Here is an 18327-nt window from a genome sequence, read left to right as displayed (position 1 = left end):
GAACACCTCTTCAGGCAAGTCTCGGAAATGGATCAGATGGGAGCACGCCGATCGCAGCCGCCGGCAGCGCATCGGCCTCGACGAGCGCGGCTGCCTTGGCGAGATCGCCGGCCATGTAGCGGTCGGCACCGAGCGCGGGCACCTGTTCGCGGAGCGCGGCGATGACGGCGACGAGCGGCGCGCTGGTCGCATGCGGCGCGCGCAGCGTAATGCCTTGCGCGGCGACCAGAAGCTCGATGCCGAGGATGGCGGCGAGATTGTCCGCCATATCGGCGAGGCGCCTCGCCGCATGCGCGGCCATCGACACGTGGTCTTCCTGGTTGGCGCTGGTCGGCGTCGAATCGATCGAGCAGGCAGCCGCACGCTGCTTGTTCTCGGCATAGAGCGCGGCCGCCGTCACCTCGGCGATCATGAAGCCGGAATTGATGCCGGGATCGGGCGTGAGGAACGGCGGCAGACCGAAATTCAGCGCGGGATCGACCAGCGTCGCGATGCGCCGCTCGCTGATCGCGCCGATCTCCGACAGCGCGAGCGCGATCGTATCGGCCGCAAACGCCACGGGCTCGGCGTGGAAATTGCCGCCGGAGACGATCTCGCCGGTCTCGACCAGGACGAGCGGGTTGTCGGTGACGGCATTGGCCTCGACGATCAGGGCTCGCGCAGCCTGCGTGATCAGATCGAGCGCGGCCCCTGCGACCTGCGGCTGGCAGCGCAGGCAATAGGGATCCTGCACGCGTTCGTCGCCTTCGAGATGCGACAGGCGGATGTCGCTGCCGTCGAGCAGCGCGGTCAGCGTCGCAGCCGCGGCGATCTGCCCGGCATGGCCGCGCAGCGCCTGGATTTCAGGGCGGAACGGCGCTGTGGAGGCCATCGCTGCATCGACCGACAGCGCGCCGGTGACGAGCGCGGCACGGGCCAGATGAAACCCACGCAGCACGCCGGAAATGGCATAGGCGGTCGAAAACTGCGTACCGTTGATCAGCGCGAGCCCCTCCTTGGGCCCGAGGGTCAGCGGCGCAAGCCCGGCGGCAGCGAGTGCCTCGCCGCCGGACATGGTCTTGCCGTCGACAATCGCCTGTCCCTCGCCGATCATGACGGCGGTCATGTGCGCGAGCGGCGCGAGGTCACCGGAGGCGCCGACCGAGCCCTGCTGCGGAACCAGCGGACAGACGCGCCGCGCCAGCATTCCCTGCAACTGCTCGATCACCTCGCGGCGTACGCCAGATGCGCCGCGCCCGAGCGAGATGATCTTCAGCGCCATCATCAGCCGCACGATCGGCTCCGGCGTCGCCGGACCGACACCGCAGCAATGCGAGACGATGAGGTTGCGCTGGAGCAGCGCGGTCTGGTCAGGCGGGATGCGCTTCGAGGCGAGCTTTCCGAAGCCGGTATTGATGCCGTAGACGGGGGTGTCTGCTTGCGCCGCCTTGGCGACGATCGTCGCGGCTGCGTCGACACGCGGCCAGAACGACGGATCGAGCACGACGGGCTGGCCCGCAAGCACGCGCGCGAGATCGTCGAGGCTGACCGTTCCCGGTTTGACGACGATCGCCGCGTCCTGCTCCGTCATTGCCCCCTCCAAACCCGGCGGTGCAGCGGATTGAAGCCGATGCGGTAAACGAGCTCGGCGGGCCGCTCGATGTCCCAGATCGCGAGATCGCACCATTTGCCGGCCTCTAACGTCCCGGTTTCATCGAGCACGCCAAGCGCGTGCGCGCCTTCGCGGGTGACGCCGGCGAGGCATTCGGCCACTGTCATCCGGAACAGCGTCGCGCCCATGTTCATCGCCAGCAGCAGCGAGGTCAGCGGCGAGCTACCGGGATTGCAGTCCGACGCCAGCGCCATGTGGACGCCGTGCTTGCGGAACGACTCGACCGGCGGCTTCTGCGTCTCGCGGATGAAATAGAAGGCGCCCGGCAACAGCACAGCCACCGTTCCCGCCTTCGCCATCGCGGCAGCACCTGCTTCATCGGTATGCTCGAGATGATCGGCCGACAGTGCGGAGAATTTTGCCGCGAGCGCAGCACCGCCGAGGTTCGACAATTGGTCGGCATGAAGCTTGACCGGCAGCCCGAGTCCCCTCGCCGTCTCGAACACCCGCGCGGTCTGCCCGGCGGAAAACGCGATGCCCTCCATGAAGGCGTCGACGGCATCGGCAAGACCAGCCTTGGCAACCGCGGGCAGCATCTCCTTGCACACGAGATCGATATAGCGATCCTTGTCACCATCGGCCTCGGGCGGCAACGCGTGGGCGCCGAGGAAGGACGTGCGGATCGCAACCGGCCGCTGGCGGCCGAGGCCGCGCGCAGCCGCGAGCTGCCGCATCTCGGTCTCGGCGTCGAGGCCATAGCCGGACTTGATCTCGACCGTGGTGGCGCCCTCGCCGATCAGCGCGTCGAGCCGCGGCAGCGCGCTTGCGACGAGCTCGGCCTCGCTCGCCTTGCGCGTCGCGGCCACCGTCGAGACGATGCCGCCGCCGGCGCGCGCGATCTCCTCGTAGCTTGCACCCCTCAGGCGCAGCTCGAACTCGTGCGCACGGTTGCCGCCATAGACCAGATGAGTGTGGCAGTCGACGAGGCCCGGCGTGATCCAGCGCCCCGCGCAATCGATCCGCTTGATGGCATCTGCGTCAGCCGGAAAGTCCGCCGCCGCACCCGCATAGACGATGTGGCCGCCGCGCGCGGCAATCACGCCGTGCTCGATCTCGCCGAGATCGGGGCGATCGGCCCGCATCGTGGCGAGGCGGGCATTGTGCCAGATCCGGTCGAAGCGCTCTGCCATGCAACTGTCCCTTCGCGGATGTCCCTGCGCCCTGGGATGCTTGACTTATATGTCTAGACATATAATCGTAAGGCGGTTCTGTCCAGCCGGCGTGTAATCATGACCCGACTGCATTTCGCCTCCGCGCTCCTGCCCTCGGGCTGGGCCAATGACGTGCAGGTGGTGATCACCGCCGGCGCGATCGCGGCGGTGACACCGGGCGTGACGCCGGTCGCCGGCGACGAGCGCCACGAAATCGCGCTTCCGGGGCTGGCAAGCCTGCACAGCCACGCCTTCCAGCGCGGCATGGCGGGACTTGCGGAACAGCGCGGCGACTCGACCGACACGTTCTGGACCTGGCGCGAGACGATGTACCGCTTCGCGCTGGCGATGACGCCGGACGATGTCGCGGCCGTCGCAACGCTGCTTTATGTCGAGATGCTGGAGCAGGGTTTTACCCGCGTCGGCGAATTCCACTATTTGCATCACGATCGCGACGGCTCGCCCTACGCCGACCTCGCCGAAATGGCCACGCGCATTGCGCAGGCTGCCGAAGCGTCGGGTATTGCGCTGACGCTGCTGCCGAGTTTTTATGCGCATGGCTCTTTTGGGGGCGCAGCACCACATGCCGGCCAACGCCGCTTCATCTGCTCGGTCGATCGGTTTGCGGCGCTGATGGCTGCCTCGCGCAAAGCGATCGCAACATTGCCAGGGGCCAATATCGGCATCGCGCCGCACAGCTTGCGCGCGGTGGCACCGGACGAGTTCGCGGCGATCATTCCGCTCGCCGACGGCGGCCCTGTGCACATTCATGCCGCAGAGCAGGTGAAGGAAGTCGAGGATTGCCTGGCCTGGTCGAGCCGGCGCCCTGTGCAATGGCTGCTGGAGCACGCACCGGTCGATCAACGCTGGTGCCTCATCCACGCAACCCACACGACGAACGAGGAGGTCACCGCGCTCGCCAGGACAGGCGCGGTTGCCGGCCTCTGCCCCATCACCGAAGCGAGCCTCGGCGACGGCATTTTTCCAGCCCGCGAATTCCTCGACGCCGGCGGCCGGTTCGGCGTCGGCACCGATTCGAATGTGCTGGTCGGTGCCGCCGACGAGCTGCGCCAGCTCGAATATGGCCAGCGGCTGAAGCATCGCCAGCGCAATGTGCTCTCCGGCGGCGCTGGCGCCTCGACCGGACGCACGCTGTTCGATCAAGCCCTCGCCGGCGGCTCGCGGGCACTTGCGCAGCCGACTGCCGGCCTCACGCCGGGGGCACGCGCCGACATCGTCACGCTCGATGCCGCGCATCCGTCGCTCGCGGGACGTCAGGGCGATGCGGCCATCGACGGCTGGATCTTTGCGGCAGGCGGCGGCGCGATCGATTGCGTCTGGGCCGGCGGCGACAAGGTCGTCGAGGGCGGACGGCACCGGCTGCGCCAGGCGGCGCGCGAGCGCTTCAACGCATCGGTACGGAGGCTCCTCGCATGAGCCTCGCTACTGATGGCGCCGACCAGCCGACGCTCTACAAGCGGATCCGCGCCGACATCGAGAATCGCATCCTGACCGGCGAGTGGCCGCCGGGTCATCGCATTCCGTTCGAGCACGAACTGGTGGCGCGCTACGGCTGCTCGCGCATGACCGTGAACAAGGCGCTGTCGGAACTCGCGCAGGCCGACTTGATCGAGCGGCGGCGCCGCGCCGGATCGTTCGTCCGCCGGCCGCAGCATCAGTCCGCGGTGCTCAAGATCGCCGACATCCGCGCCGAGATCACCGCACTCGGCCGCGCTTACGGCTACGAGCTGATCCATCGCAAGCTGCGCATAGCGACCGCCGCCGACCGCGACCGTCTTGGCGTGAAGAAGGCCGGAAAGGTGGTCGCGATCGCCTGCCGCCATAGCGCCGACAACGTGCCGTTTGCCGTCGAGGACAGGCTGATCGACCTCTCGTCCGTGCCGGATGCTGCGACCGCGGACTTCTCGCGCGAACCGCCCGGCTCGTGGCTGCTTCACCATGTCCCATGGACGGAGGCCGAGCATACGATCAGCGCCATCGTTGCGGACGATCGCGCGGCGCAAGCGCTCGACATCGCCGTCGGCGCGCCCTGCCTCGTGATCGACCGCTACACCTGGCGCAGTACGCGCACGATCACCGCCGTGCGGCTGCTCTATCCCGGTGACTCCCACCGCCTTGTCGCCCGATTCAAGGGAGGCTGAGAGATCAATGTCGGCACAATTCGTGCAACGCTTCGGGCAACGGTCCGCATGGACCGACACGAACAGATCAACAGGACGTCAATCCATCGATCGGCAAGAGGACGACAATCATGCGTAGTTCAAAGGTATTCGCGACAATCATTGCCCTCGCGGCCTCCACTCCGGTGCTCGCCGACGACGTCAAGGTCGGCGTCGGCATCTCCGGGTGGACCGGCTTCGCGCCGCTGACGCTGGCGAAGGAAGCCGGCATCTTCAAGAAGAACGGCCTCGACGTCACGATCAAGAAGATCCCGCAGAAGGACCGCCACCTTGCGATTGCTTCCGGCGACATCCAGTGCGCGGCGACCACGGTGGAGACCTGGATCTCCTGGAACGCCAACGGCGTTGCCACCAAGCAGATCTTCCAGCTCGACAAGAGCTATGGCGCCGACGGCATGGCCGTGCGCAACGACATCGCCGCGATCAAGGATCTGAAGGGCAAGACGGTTGCGGCCTCCGCGCCCGGCACCTCGCCGTATTTTGCGCTGGCCTGGATGCTCAAGAAGAACGGCCTCACCACGAAGGACGTGACCGTGGTGAATCTCGAGCCCGCCGCGGCCGCGCAGGCCTTCGTCTCCGGCCAGAACGACGCCGCCATGACCTACGAGCCGTATCTGTCGACCGTGCGCGCTGCGCCCGACAAGGGCAAGATCATCGCCACCACGCTGGACTATCCGATCGTGATGGACACGTTTGGCTGCACGCCGAAATTCCTGAGCGAGAATCCGAAGGCGGCGCAGGCGCTCGCCAACAGCTATTTCGAGGCGCTCGAGATGATCGCCAAGGACCAGGCCAAGGCCTATGAGATCATGGGCGCGGACGTGAAGCAGACCGGCGAGCAATTCGGCAACTCGGCAAAATATCTGCGCTGGCAGGACAAGGCCGCGAACCAGAAGTTCTTCGCGGGCGATTTCCTGACCTTCAACAAGGACGCCGCCGAGCTCCTGCTCGAGATCGGCATCATCAAGGCCGCGCCGAAGGTCGAGGACCTCTACGACGCGAGCTTCATCAAGTAGACTTCTGCAAGCTGCCGGTTCCGCCAGGAGGCGGAGCCGGCGCGTGATCGACTATTCGGATAGACAGTTTGATGCGTCCCCTGGATCCCGTGACATCGAGGCAGCGTGTGGCCTTTGGCCTCGCGTTCTTCGTGCTGTTCGTTGCCCTCTGGTCCTGGGCGACCTTCGGCGGCCATGTGTCGAAGACCTTCCTCGCCAACCCGCTGACCATGGTGCAGGAAGGTTTTGACCTGCTGACGAAGCAAGGCTTCGTGTTCGACATCGGCATGACGATCTGGCGCGTCGTCGGCGGCTTCGCGCTCGCCGCGATCATCGCGGTGCCGTTCGGCGTGCTGATGGGTGCCTACAAGCCGGTCGAGGCCTTTCTCGAACCGTTCGTCTCCTTTGCACGCTACCTGCCCGCCTCCGCCTTCATCCCGCTCTTGATCCTGTGGGCCGGCATCGGCGAGCTGCAAAAGCTGCTCGTCATCTTCATCGGCTCGGTGTTCCAGGTCATCCTGATGGTGGCGGTGACCGTCGGCGCGACGCGGCGCGATCTGGTCGAGGCGGCCTATACGCTCGGGGCCAGCGACCGCGGCATCATCCGCCGTGTGCTGCTGCCCTCCTCCGCGCCGGAAATCGCCGAGATCCTGCGGCTGGTGCTGGGCTGGGCCTGGACCTATGTCATCGTCGCCGAGCTGATCGGCTCGTCCTCCGGTATCGGCCATATGATCACCGACAGCCAGGCGCTGCTCAACACCGGCCAGATCATCTTCGGCATCATCGTGATCGGGCTGATCGGCCTCGTCTCCGACTTCCTGTTCAAGGCGTTCAACGCCTGGCTGTTTCCGTGGAAGCTCGCATGACGACGCTGAAGATCGAACAGGTCTCACGGACCTTCCCCGCGCGCCACGGCAATGCGCCGACCAGGGCGCTGGAGCCGACCGACCTCATCATCGGCAACAACGACTTCGTCACCATCCTCGGCCCCTCCGGCTGCGGCAAGTCCACGCTGCTTCGTATCGTCGCCGGCCTCGACCGCCCGACCGGCGGGCGCGTCACGCTCGACGGGCGCGAGGTGACGAGCCCGGGGGCGGATCGCGGCATGGTGTTCCAGTCCTATACGCTGTTTCCCTGGTTGACCGTGCGCGAGAACATCGCCTTCGGCCTGCGCGAGCGCGGCGTGTCGCAGGACGAGCGGTACAAGATCGCCGACGCCTTCATCCGCCAGGTCGGATTGTCCGGCTTCGAGAACCACTGGCCCAAGCAGCTCTCCGGCGGCATGCAGCAGCGCACGGCAATCGCCCGCGCGCTTGCCAATGATCCAAAGATTCTGCTGCTCGACGAGCCCTTCGGCGCGCTCGACAACCAGACCCGCGCCTTGATGCAGGAAATGCTGCTCGGGATCTGGGAGCGCGACCAGAAGACCGTGCTGTTCGTGACCCACGACATCGAGGAGGCGATCTTCCTCGGCAGCCGCGTCATCGTCATGAGCGCACGCCCCGGCCGCATCAAGGCCGAGATTGCCATAGACCTGCCGCATCCGCGTTCCTACAAGATCAAGACCACGCCGGAATTCGTCCAGCTCAAGGAACGGCTGGTCGAGGAAATCCGCACCGAGGCGTTGAAGGTTGCCGAACATGCCTGACAATGGTCCTTCCTTCGACGGCGCACGCGTTCTCGCCGACCTCAATGCGCTGCGCGCCATCGGCGCCTACAAGACCGGCGTGCACAAGCCGACCTTCTCCGAACCGCACAAGCAATCGCTGGAATGGCTGGTTCAGAAGCTGCCCGACGCGGGTCTCTCCGCCGCGATTGACGGCATCGGCAATGTGTTCGGGACGAGCACCAAGCCCGGCCCAAAGCTTCTGGCGGGCTCGCACCTGGAAAGCCAGAACTACGCCGGCTGGCTCGATGGTCCGCTCGGTGTCGTCTACGCGCTCGAGGCCGCGCGGGTGCTCAATGCCGATCCCTCCGTGAACGGCGCGGTCGAAGTCGCCGCCTGGTGCGACGAGGAAGGACATTTTGGCAGCTTCCTCGGCTCGCGCTCCTATCTGGGGCAAGTCACCGAGGCCGACATCGACGCCGCGCGCGACCGCACCAACGGACGGCCCATGCGCGATGCGCTTGCCGACATGGGGCTCGCGGGACGCTCGCGCATCACCGCCGAGAAGGGGCGGCACGTCGGATATCTGGAGGCGCATATCGAGCAGGGCGATACGCTCGAGAGCGGACAGCTCGCGGTCGGCGTCGTGACCTCGATCGTCGGCATCTGGCAATACCGGATCAACTTTGTCGGCGAGCAGAACCACGCCGGTACCACCCGCATGGCTGCGCGCAAGGACGCCGGCCTTGCGCTGGCCAAATTCTGCGTCGCGATCGACGAGCGCTTCCCGGCCGCGTGCGGTCCGCGCACGGTCTGGACCACGGGCCGCATCACGCTCGATCCGGGCGCGCCGAGCATCATTCCGGGTGGCGCCGAAATGCTGTTCCAGATCCGCGACGACAACCCGGCGGTCATCGCGCGGCTGGAGGAATTGCTGAAGGCCATGGCGGACGAGGTCAACGCGAGCGGCCCCTGCGCCGTGACCGTGGAGAAGCTGCGGACCGGTGCTCCCGCCTTGATGAACTCCGGCTTTCAGGACGCGATCGAAGCTGCGAGCAAGGCTGTCGCCGGCGGACGATCCATCCGCATGCCCAGCGGCGCCGGCCACGACGCGCAGATGCTCGCGACCATCATGCCCGCGGGGATGCTGTTCGTGCCGTCGATCGGCGGCATCAGCCATCACTGGACCGAGAACACCGCGGACGCCGACATCGTCACCGGCGCGCAGGTCTTCGTCGACGCCTGCCGGCGAATCCTCGGTGGTTAGGCCTCTGATGCCGGCATGAGCGCAAGCGAGACTTATACCGAGGCGACGACCGGCTACTGGCAGGAGCTGACGCCGGAGGTTCCCTTGCGTTTCCCGGCTACGCCACCTTATCGCTTGGGCTATCCCGCGACACTCCCCTGCGGCCGTATCCTGGTTCTGCCGCTGCGCCAACTGCCCGATGGCAACCGCGCCGTCGCATCGCTGATCGCCAATCAGGCCTCACATCTCGTTGTCGCCGCGCTCGCCGACCACATGGCGACGCAGGCGCGCGCATTCGATGCCGAGATCATCGTCGGACTGCCGACCCTTGGTCTTGCCTTCGCATCGCTGGTCGCCGAACGGCTGGGACAGACGCGCTATGTCCCGCTCGGCTATTCCCGTAAATTCTGGTACGACGACGCGTTATCCGAGCCCGTCAGTTCGATCACCAGCCCCGACGCCGGGAAAAAGCTGCGCCTCGATCCGAACCTGCTGCCCCTGCTCGAAGGCCGCCGCGTCGTGCTGGTCGATGATGCGATCTCGACCGGCGCGACCGCGATCGCCGCCGTACGCCTGCTGCAGAAGGCCGGCGCCGAGATTGCCGGCATGGTCGTTGCGATGAAGCAGACCAATCGCTGGCATGCCTCGACCACGGCCCTTCCGGTTCGCGCAGTCTTCGGGTGCCCGCTCTTCCAACGTGGCGACGGCGGCTGGATACCGCTCGCGGAGACGCAACCCAACATTCCCTGATGGGTCAGGCGATTGCGAGCATCGGCTATGTTGGCCGGCCCGAGGCACCTGTCTTGAGCAGGATTGGGCAAAACCCGACCGCTTTGGGAAAGATCGCGGGTCCGCATCGCGGCTAGAATCTGGCTCGCACACGCGAGAGATCCGCCATGGCCGAGAGCCCGAACGATGCCGCAACGCCCGCCTCCATCGTCGAGGCCCTGAAGGCCGTCGCCGGCAATCCGCCGAAGGTCCGCGCCAGCTTCGCCAAGGGCTGGTGCGTTCGGGGTACCTACACCCCGTCGGACCGCGCGGAGGAGATTACGCGATCGCGGAGCTTCACAAGACCATCGCGCGTGCTGGCGCGCTTCTCGGTCGGCGGCGGCAATCCCAACGTCGCGGATACCAACAACCTCGTGCTGCGCGGCTTCAGCTTCAGGCTCGGCGACGAGGATCATCGATCCGACATTCTCGTGGAAAGCGCGCCTGTGCACTTTGCACGAACGCTCGACCAGATGCTGGCCTTCCTCGCGGCGCGCATCCCGGGACCCGATGGCAAGCCTGACATGGCGAAGGTCAGGGCCTTCTCGACGGCCAATCCCGAAACGCTCAACCAGGCGAACTACGTCGCCGCGCGTCCGCTGCCCGGAAGCTTCGCCGGCACCACCTATTGGGGCGTGCATTCCTTTCCGGCGACCAACGCCGAGAATGAGACGCGCTTCATCAAGTTCAAGGTCGTCCCGGCCCGCGGCGAGATCACGCTGAGCGAGGACGAAGCCAGGACGAAGCCGGCCGACTTCCTGCACGACGACCTCGGCACGCGGATCGCTGCGGGCAATGTCCGCTTCAACGTGATGGCGCTGCTCGACCGCCCCGGCGACCCGACCATGGATGTCACCATACGCTGGCCGGACGAGGATCAACGCGACGAGGTGCGCCTGGGCACGATCGTGATCACGGGCTTCGAGCCGGATCAGGCCTGCGATGTCACCATCTTCAATCCGGCCAATCTCGCCGAGGGCATCGGTCACCCGCCGGACGAGATCTTTGCAGCGCGGCGCGCCGCCTACATGATCTCGCTCGCAAAGCGCCGCTGAGCACGGAAGGCGTCCGGATTCACGTCTCGCCGTTCGATGCACCGAGCATCTCGCGGCGCCATGCTGCCGGGCTGACGCCGACGATCGAGGAGAACACGCGCGTGAAGTGACTCTGGTTGGCAAACCCGGCCGAGATCGCGATCTCCGACAGCGGCAGGTCGCGGACGCTCATCAACTGCTTGGCGGCCTTCACGCGCTGCTGAAGCAGCCATTGGTGCGGCGGCACACCGACCGAGATTCGAAACGCGCGGGAGAAATGGCTGACCGAAAGGTCGAGCTCGGCCGCGATCCTCTGCAGCGAGAGCTTGCCGCCGAGATCCGATTCGAGCCTCTCGCAGGCGCGTTTCGCCTGCCACGGCGCGAGACCGCCGCGCGCAAGCCCGGACGTGCGCTGGAGCCCGCCATAGGTCTGGGCGACATGGGCGGTCAGCCCGAGCATCATGTGATCGATGAAAAGCTGATTGGCCTCGTCCGGCCGGCGCAGGCCCTCCTGCAGCGACGCGCCGATGTGGCGGACGATTCGGTCGTCATGGCCAACACCGATCTGACAGTCGAGCTCGTCAACCCGCGGCGCGTTGCACTGCTCGGCGATGCTGTCGAGCGCCGAACGTGGAATGTAGAAGAACAGGGAATGGAACGGCTTGTCGATCACGTAGCGCGGATCGCACTTGAGGTCATACAAATAGGTCGTACCCGCATGGACGTCCGCGGTCATGATGCATTTGCCGCGCTCCCAGAGCTCGCAATCCGGGTAGTCGTGCAGCTTCAGGCTGACGAGAAAGGCGTCTTCGGCGGCGAGCGATCCGGACAGGCCGGGCACCGGGTTGTCATTCCGGGTTTCGGTCACCGCGAGCTCGGCGCTACGCAGCGAGCGCGTAACCAGCGAGGGCGGCGCATCCTTCAAACGCAGGAACTGCCCTAGCCTCTGTCCGTAGGCGCCTGCCTGTGTCATCGGGTCAGTCCTTCCGCGGGTCCAAGTGCAGGCCACAGCGCCCCGCAATTTGCCGAAGGTATTATCGGACATCCGCCGCAGGCTGTCCACGCGCGCACGAGGCGAACAGCTCTCGCCCGACACTTTCACATCGGCGCAACAGGACGATTTGGCAGCAACTTCAATGCGGTTTTGACGTTCCCTCTCCATCCGGAAGCTGATCACGCGTTTTCACAAATGCACGACAAAATGCCGCGACGTCCCGTGCGGGTGTCGCAGCGCTGGAACGAGGCTCCGCCGCCGAACCTGAACTCCTGGACGTTGTCGTATTTGCCCTTGGTCAGCGGCAGTATCAGACTTGCCGGTCGTCATTGCGAGCGCAGCGAAGCAATCCAGAGTCTTTCCGCGGAGGGATTCTGGATTGCTTCGCTGCGCTCGCAATGACGGAGGATGAGGTATGGGCTGGTTCTCCAGATGATACTCCCGCGAAGGCGGGGAATCCAGTACGCCGCAGCTTCTCGGCTCCATCACAACCGCTTCTGGAATACTGGATCGCCCGCCTTCGCGGGCGAGGACAGCGAGCGTGTGGTCGCAGACACGCCTTCGCATCCTCGCGGCGTAATTCGCCCGAGCTTTGCTTGATCTCTCCACCTCTCAATCAAGAGGGCGCAGGGAAGGCCGGGTGCCGGCTGGCACCCGCGGTCCGCTGCGCGAAAAGCACACGCAGGAAGAACCGCACAGCAGCATACAGGTGTAGCCAATCACTCGGCCTTCCCTGCGCAGTGGTTGGACGGCTTATGCCGTGCTCTCCCGGGAGCCGAGTTCGTTCTGGCCTCCCTCGTCCTTGCGAAAGTCACCGGCACCGCGCCGGTTGACGCGACTGCCGCATCCGCAAGCACTTGACCGTAGCAACGACGGCCAGGACCACACGGTTTTGCCGTACGCACGGCCCGCCATTTCGCCGCAGTTTTCCCGGCCCTGTCGACGGAGCCGGAAACTTACAGACGAGACGAACCTGACAGCGCCGCTCATCCAGCACGAAGTCTTGGGCTCACGGAGAGCAATCCGCCCTGCCCACGCCTCTCGCGCCCGACGCTGCCGCGTCCACCGCAAGCCCGGCTCGCGAAACGTGACGACACAAGATCGCCCCTCAAGGATGAGCCGGGATGGGCGACACATACGACAAATCAGAATTTCTGTAAATCGGAATATTTTCATGACGAGGGATTGACGGGGCAGCGAAACAGGGCCGGTGTGTTGCCCGACAGGCAATCCGCCGGCGCCGAGATGCTCCGCAACATCTGGGAACTGCTGCGACAAATCGGGCACATCAGGACATAAAGTCGCGGTAATCGTCGGGCTTGTCGACCGCGCCCTCCTTGCCTCTGCTTCCGGAGTTCTCATGCTTTCTGCCGACCGGCCGGCGACACGGCTTGCGACGCGACTTGCCTTCCTCGTCGCGGGCTTCGGCATCGCGTGCTGGGCGCCTCTGGTGCCGTTTGCGAAAGCACGGCTCGGCGTCGACGACGGCGTTCTCGGACTGCTGCTGCTCAGCCTCGGCATCGGCTCGGTCGTCGCAATGCTTCTGACCGGAATCATGAGCGCGCGTTACGGCAGCAGGCCGATCATCATCGCCGGCGGGCTCGGTCTGGCGCTGGTCCTGCCTCTGCTGGCCATCGCAAGCTCGCCGGCGACGCTGGCACTGGCGCTGCTCGCCTTCGGCGCCGCGCTCGGCTCCATCGACGTCGCCATGAACATCCATGCGGTGGAGGTGGAGCGCGCAGCGAAACGTCCGCTGATGTCCGGCTTCCACGCGCTGTTCAGCATCGGCGGCTTCGCCGGATCAGCGCTGATGACCGCGCTGCTCTCCCTGCAACTCGGCGCGCTCGCCTGCACGCTTATTTGCTCCGTCCTGATGCTGATTGCGATGCTTGTGACCTGGTCGCGCCTGCTTCGCTCAGTGCAGGTACAGGACGGACCGCTGTTCGTGCTGCCGCACGGCTCCGTGCTTCTGCTCGCGCTGCTCGGCGCCATCACCTTCCTGGTCGAAGGCGCGATGCTCGATTGGGGCGCACTGCTCGTCATCGGCGCCGGCCTTGTCTCCGAGGCGCAAGGCGGGATCGGCTACATCGTGTTCTCGATCGCGATGACGATGGGGCGACTCGGCGGCGACGCCGTCGTTGCGCGCATCGGGGATCGCACCACCCTGTTCTGGGGGAGCATCATTGCGGTCGCGGGCTTTGCGGTGCTGCTCACGGCTCCGGTTGCGGCGGTCGCCATAGTCGGCTTCCTGCTCATCGGCCTCGGCGCCTCGAACCTCGTGCCGGTGCTGTTCCGCCGGGCAGCCCGGCAGACGGTGATGCCCACGGGGCTCGCCGTCGCGGCGATCACGACCGCGGGCTACGCCGGCATCCTCGTTGGTCCCGCCGGCGTCGGCTTCGTCGCACGACTTGGCGGATTGCCGACGGCGTTCTGGCTGCTGGCTGTGCTGATGGGACTGGTCACGCTGTCGGCGCGCATCGTCACGACGGAGCAGCGCGAGGTATCACCTGCCGGCACGTGAGCTCATGACTTGCTCAATCCAATCGATCTGATCACGGGCGCCAGGCTTGCCGTTGTCGCATCGATAATGCGCTGGAATTTGTCCGGACTTGAATCGCTGTCCGGCTCCATGCCCTGGGCACGGTAGCTCGCCTGAAGCGCCGGATCGGCCATGGCGAGGCGCGTCGTCTGCGCGATCCGATCGATGATCGCATCATCGGTGAGTTTGGGAGCAAAGATGCCGAACCAGCCCTCATATCTGAGATCCGGCATGCCGGATTCGACGGCGGTCGGAATATCAGGTGCGCCGCTCAGCCGCCTTTCGGTCGTGACCGCAAGCAGCCGGATCTTTCCGGCCTGGCTCAGCTGCTGCAATTGAACCGACATGACGCCGATGACGAGCGAGATCTGGCCGCTGACGAGGTCGTTGGTCGCCTGCGCGATACCCCGATAGGGAACGTGGACGATGTCCAGTCCGCCCGCCTGCTGCTTGAACGATTCCCCGACGAGATGATTGCCGGTGGCGATCCCGGGCGTCCCGTAGGACAGCTTGCCCGGATTGGCCTTCGCGTAGGCGATCAGTTCGCGCAAATTTGCGGCAGGCACCGACGGATGGACGGCGAAAACCAGCGCACTGTTGATCAGGCGATAGATGGCCCGGAAATCGCCGACGGAATAGCCGGGATTTGACGAGGTCAGGGGAATGATGACCTGCGTGCTGCCATTGCCGAGCAGCAGCGAATAGCCGTCGGGCTCCTCGCGCGCGACCGCTGCGGTTCCGATCGCGCCACCGGCGCCGCCGATGTACTCGACGAAAGTCGGCCCGAGCAGCGCCGACATCTTGTCCACCCAGGGGCGCCCGATCTGATCGCCCGCTCCGCCGGCTCCATACGGAAGCACGAGGCGAATGGGACGAGACGGATAATCGGCGGTTTGTCCGCTGCGTGGGATGGCGGCGAGCGCCGCCGCGCCCGATAACACATGAACGACCTGTCGCCGCGAGTAGGAGGGCATGTCTCAATTCCGGAAGCGGTAGTCACTGTCGAGGCGGGACCGGCTCCCGAACCAAGCAATCGCAGCAATCCGCGACCGCCGTCAATGCTCCGCCCGGACAAGTCCCGGCGCGGTCGCCATGGGACGGCGACCTAACCCCTTACGTTCTAAGTCTTATTCCGGCGGGCCGGTGGCGACCCAAGCGATCTGCGCAGGTCTGCCAGCCATGCTGCTTTCGGACAGTTTACTGTACGCCTCGTTCTGCTAGACCAAAAAATAATACCTTTTGACTCCCGTCGTGGGGGCAATGGCGCGTGCCAGAGCATAACGAAGACTCGGCCATTTCATTTGGGCCATTTCGCCTGTTTCCAAAGTCCCGGCTCTTGGAGAAGGAGGGCTCGCCGCTTCATGTCGGCGGCCGCGCGCTCGATATCCTCATCTTCCTGGCCGGGCGCCCCGGTGAAGTCGTCGACAAGAGAGAGCTGGTCAAGCGCATCTGGGCCGACGTCAATGTCGACGAGGGCAGCCTGCGCTTCCATGTCGCAGCGCTGCGCAAGGCGCTCGGCGATACCGGCAAGTCGGCCCGTTATGTCGTCAATGTGCCCGGCCGCGGCTATTGCTTCGTCGCGTCGCTCGCTCAAGCGGCCGCTCCGGTCGCGCCGGTCTCCCTCGACATCGTTCCTCCGCGCTCCCTGCCCGTTCAGCTCGCGAAGATGGTCGGACGAGAGGAGGTCATCGAAAAGATCTCGAACGGACTGTCGCTCTATCGCTTCATGACCGTGGTCGGCCCGGGCGGGATCGGCAAGACCGCGGTCGCCGTCACCGTCGGGCATCGGCGTTCCCAGGATTTCGGCGGCCGCGTCTTCTTCGTCGACTTCGGCCCGCTGCGGGATGCCAGCCACATTGCAACCACCATCGCCTCCGCGCTCGGGCTGACCATCAGCGCGGAGGATCCGACGCCGGCCCTGCTGACATTTCTCAAGGCCGGCCCGGCCCTGCTGATCTTCGACAGCTGCGAACACGTGCTGGACAATCTGGCCCCGCTCGTCGAGCGCATCGTTCGCGAAGCGCCGCAGCTTCGTGTTCTCGCGACCAGCCGCGAGTCGTTCCGGAGCGAAGGCGAGCGGATCTTCCGGCTGTTCCCGCTGGATTGTCCGCCGGAACGGGAAGACCTGGGTGTCGCCGAGGTCCTCACCTACCCCGCGGCCCAACTCTTCATCGAGCGTATTGCCCAGAGCTCGGGTCCGTTCCAGCTCAGCGCGGAAGAGGCCCCGCTCGTCGCGAGCATCTGCCGGCGCCTCGACGGCATTGCGCTGGCAATCGAGCTCGCGGCGGGCCGCGTCAATGCCTATGGCATCGCAGGCACGGCTTCCCTGCTCGACAGCCGTTTTTCGCTGCAATGGCGCGGACGACGCACGGCCGTGCCGCGGCACCAGACGCTCGCCGCGGCCCTCGACTGGAGCTATGACCTGCTGCCCGCGGCGGAGAGCGCCACCTTGCGGCGACTATCGGTGTTCGCCGGCCCCTTCGCGCCGGAGGCGGCCGCCACGGTCGCGGCAGGCGACGGCGTCAGCGCATCGGAAACGCTCGAAGCGATCGACAGCCTGGTCACCAAATCGCTGATCTCGCCGTCCGGCTCGCGGACGTTGCGCTATCGCCTGCTCGACACCACGCGCACCTACGCGCATGGAAAGCTCAACGAGCTCGGTGAAACCAGGCAGTTCGCGCGGCGCCACGCGGAGCATTTTCGCGATTTCTTCGAGCGGGCCGAGGCCGACACGTCGACGCCGCTGCCCGAGTGGCTGCACGTGTATGGCGCGGAGCTGGACAATGTGCGCTCCGCGCTGGACTGGGCCTTCGGGCCCGACGGCGATCCCGCGCTGGGAATCGCGCTGACGGCGGCCGCAGTCACGCTGTGGGTGCGGCTTTCGCTGTTCGCCGAATGCCGCGAGCGCTGCAGAACGGCACTGGCAGCGCTCGGAGACAGCGGCGGTGACGGCCGCGTCCGCATGCAGCTCCTGTCGGCACTCGGCTGGTCGCTGATGTATGGCGAGGGCCGTGCGCGCGAGGCGCGCCCGATCCTCGAGACAACCCTCGAGATCGCCGACAGGCTCGACGACAAGGATTTCCGCCTGCGCGCGCTCTGGGGCCTGTGCATCGACCAGTTCAACAACGGACAGTTCGGCAAGGCCCGCGCACTCGCCGACCGTTTTGCGAACGCGGCGGCGAATTCTCCCGACAAGTCCGATGTCCTGCTGGGTGACCGGCTGATGGCCGTCGCGCTGCATTATCTCGGTGACCAGAACGACGCGCGGCTGTGCATCGATAGGGTGAACGCGTCGCTGCATGTGCTGGCGGAGAAGCCGAAGATATTCCCGCTCGACCTCAGGATATCGACGCAATATTTCCGGGCCCGCATCCTGTGGCTGCAAGGCCTCGCCGACCAGGCCCAGGCGCTGGCCGCACGAACCATCGAGGAGGGCCTCGCCAACGGCCACGCGCTGACCTTCTGCAGCGTGCTGGGACAGGCGGCCTGCCCGATCGCCTTCTGGGCCGGCGATTTCGCCGCCGCGGAACGCCACGGCGCCGAGCTGCTCGAACACACCGAGCGACACGCGATCCGGCTGTGGGGCCTGTGGGCACGCGCCTTCAACGCGGCAGTCGTTGCCAAGCGCGGCGACGTCGCGACCGGCCTGCCGCTGCTGCGCGAAGAGCTCAACCGCGCCGGCGATGCGCGCTTCCTGCCGCGCTTTCTTCCTCTGCTCGGTGAACTCGCCGCGTGTTTCGGCGAGGCCGACCAGACCGATCGCGGCCTGGAGATGATCGAGGACATATTGGCGCGTTGCAACGACCGCCAGGAGCGCTGGTATCTGCCGGAGCTGACGCGCATCAAGGCCGAATTGATGCTCAAGCAGACCAAGGGCCTGCCCGCCGCCGAAGCGGCTTTTCGCGAGGCCATGGACATCGCGACGCACCAGGGCGCACGATCGTGGGAGCTGAGATGCGCCATCGGCCTCGCGCGGTTCAGACTGGGACAAGGCCGCGATGCAGAGGCGCTGGAGGTTCTGGAAACCGTTTGCCGGCCGCTGACCGAGGGATCCCGCACCGCCGACATGCGCGAGGCCCGAGGCCTGATCGCGCAGCTCCGGAACTGAGGCAGCGCTGCTCGGCCGTCGAGCGATCGCTCCG

The 18327-nt window shown here is 66.1% G+C and carries 14 protein-coding genes; 10 read left to right on the top strand and 4 right to left on the bottom strand.

The window, feature by feature from the left end; genetic code table 11:
* Positions 1-10: 10 nt before the first annotated feature.
* Positions 11-1570, bottom strand: a complete 1560-nt coding sequence (gene hutH, locus AB5K84_RS14410; RefSeq protein ID WP_110116845.1) for a histidine ammonia-lyase — start codon at positions 1568-1570, stop codon at positions 11-13.
* The gene (gene hutI, locus AB5K84_RS14405; RefSeq protein ID WP_110116846.1) at positions 1567-2781 is read right to left on the bottom strand and encodes an imidazolonepropionase; all 1215 of its coding nucleotides are present in this window, start codon (positions 2779-2781) and stop codon (positions 1567-1569) included. The genes hutH and hutI overlap by 4 nt, the downstream gene beginning before the upstream one ends.
* A gap of 99 nt (positions 2782-2880) precedes the next feature.
* On the opposite strand from hutI, the gene AB5K84_RS14400 reads away from it, so the two are divergent.
* The 8 genes from AB5K84_RS14400 (at position 2881) to AB5K84_RS14365 (ending at position 10673) form a co-directional block, all read left to right on the top strand.
* Positions 2881-4239 carry a formimidoylglutamate deiminase gene (locus tag AB5K84_RS14400; RefSeq protein ID WP_110116847.1) on the top strand — a complete coding sequence of 453 codons (1359 nt, stop codon included), beginning with the start codon at positions 2881-2883 and terminating at the stop codon, positions 4237-4239.
* Positions 4236-4964 carry a histidine utilization repressor gene (gene hutC, locus AB5K84_RS14395; protein WP_110116848.1) on the top strand — a complete coding sequence of 243 codons (729 nt, stop codon included), beginning with the start codon at positions 4236-4238 and terminating at the stop codon, positions 4962-4964. The genes AB5K84_RS14400 and hutC overlap by 4 nt, the downstream gene beginning before the upstream one ends.
* A gap of 110 nt (positions 4965-5074) precedes the next feature.
* On the top strand, positions 5075-6019 hold the full coding sequence (locus tag AB5K84_RS14390; RefSeq protein WP_060908427.1) for an ABC transporter substrate-binding protein: 945 nt from the start codon (positions 5075-5077) through the stop codon (positions 6017-6019).
* A 71-nt stretch (positions 6020-6090) separates the two neighbouring features.
* Positions 6091-6864 carry an ABC transporter permease gene (locus AB5K84_RS14385; RefSeq protein WP_110116849.1) on the top strand — a complete coding sequence of 258 codons (774 nt, stop codon included), beginning with the start codon at positions 6091-6093 and terminating at the stop codon, positions 6862-6864.
* Positions 6861-7646, top strand: a complete 786-nt coding sequence (locus AB5K84_RS14380) for an ABC transporter ATP-binding protein (protein WP_162603707.1) — start codon at positions 6861-6863, stop codon at positions 7644-7646. Before AB5K84_RS14385 ends, AB5K84_RS14380 begins: the two co-directional genes overlap by 4 nt.
* Positions 7639-8871 carry a Zn-dependent hydrolase gene (locus AB5K84_RS14375; RefSeq protein WP_110116851.1) on the top strand — a complete coding sequence of 411 codons (1233 nt, stop codon included), beginning with the start codon at positions 7639-7641 and terminating at the stop codon, positions 8869-8871. The genes AB5K84_RS14380 and AB5K84_RS14375 overlap by 8 nt, the downstream gene beginning before the upstream one ends.
* A gap of 15 nt (positions 8872-8886) precedes the next feature.
* Complete coding sequence (locus tag AB5K84_RS14370; RefSeq protein ID WP_110116852.1) at positions 8887-9600, top strand: phosphoribosyltransferase; 714 nt, start codon at positions 8887-8889, stop codon at positions 9598-9600.
* Positions 9601-9746: 146 nt separating this feature from the next.
* Positions 9747-10673: a catalase family peroxidase gene (locus AB5K84_RS14365; protein WP_110116853.1), complete on the top strand. Its 927-nt coding sequence runs from the start codon at positions 9747-9749 to the stop codon at positions 10671-10673.
* A 19-nt stretch (positions 10674-10692) separates the two neighbouring features.
* On the opposite strand, the gene AB5K84_RS14360 is transcribed toward AB5K84_RS14365, so the two are convergent.
* On the bottom strand, positions 10693-11625 hold the full coding sequence (locus AB5K84_RS14360) for a helix-turn-helix domain-containing protein (RefSeq protein WP_028174327.1): 933 nt from the start codon (positions 11623-11625) through the stop codon (positions 10693-10695).
* 1381 nt (positions 11626-13006) lie between these two features.
* On the opposite strand from AB5K84_RS14360, the gene AB5K84_RS14355 reads away from it, so the two are divergent.
* Positions 13007-14167 carry an MFS transporter gene (locus AB5K84_RS14355; RefSeq protein ID WP_028175692.1) on the top strand — a complete coding sequence of 387 codons (1161 nt, stop codon included), beginning with the start codon at positions 13007-13009 and terminating at the stop codon, positions 14165-14167.
* A gap of 2 nt (positions 14168-14169) precedes the next feature.
* Here AB5K84_RS14355 and AB5K84_RS14350 read toward each other — a convergent pair whose 3' ends face one another.
* On the bottom strand, positions 14170-15159 hold the full coding sequence (locus AB5K84_RS14350) for a Bug family tripartite tricarboxylate transporter substrate binding protein (protein ID WP_110116856.1): 990 nt from the start codon (positions 15157-15159) through the stop codon (positions 14170-14172).
* Positions 15160-15452: 293 nt separating this feature from the next.
* On the opposite strand from AB5K84_RS14350, the gene AB5K84_RS14345 reads away from it, so the two are divergent.
* A complete protein-coding gene (locus AB5K84_RS14345) occupies positions 15453-18293 on the top strand; it encodes an ATP-binding protein (protein ID WP_110116857.1) in 2841 nt (946 codons plus the stop codon).
* Positions 18294-18327 lie beyond the last annotated feature (34 nt).

Source organism: Bradyrhizobium sp. 1200_D9_N1_1 (assembly GCF_052075915.1).
GTDB lineage: Bacteria > Pseudomonadota > Alphaproteobacteria > Rhizobiales > Xanthobacteraceae > Bradyrhizobium > Bradyrhizobium diazoefficiens.
The sequence above is the reverse complement of the archived record's forward strand: the minus strand, read 5'-3'. Positions and strand labels throughout refer to the sequence as shown.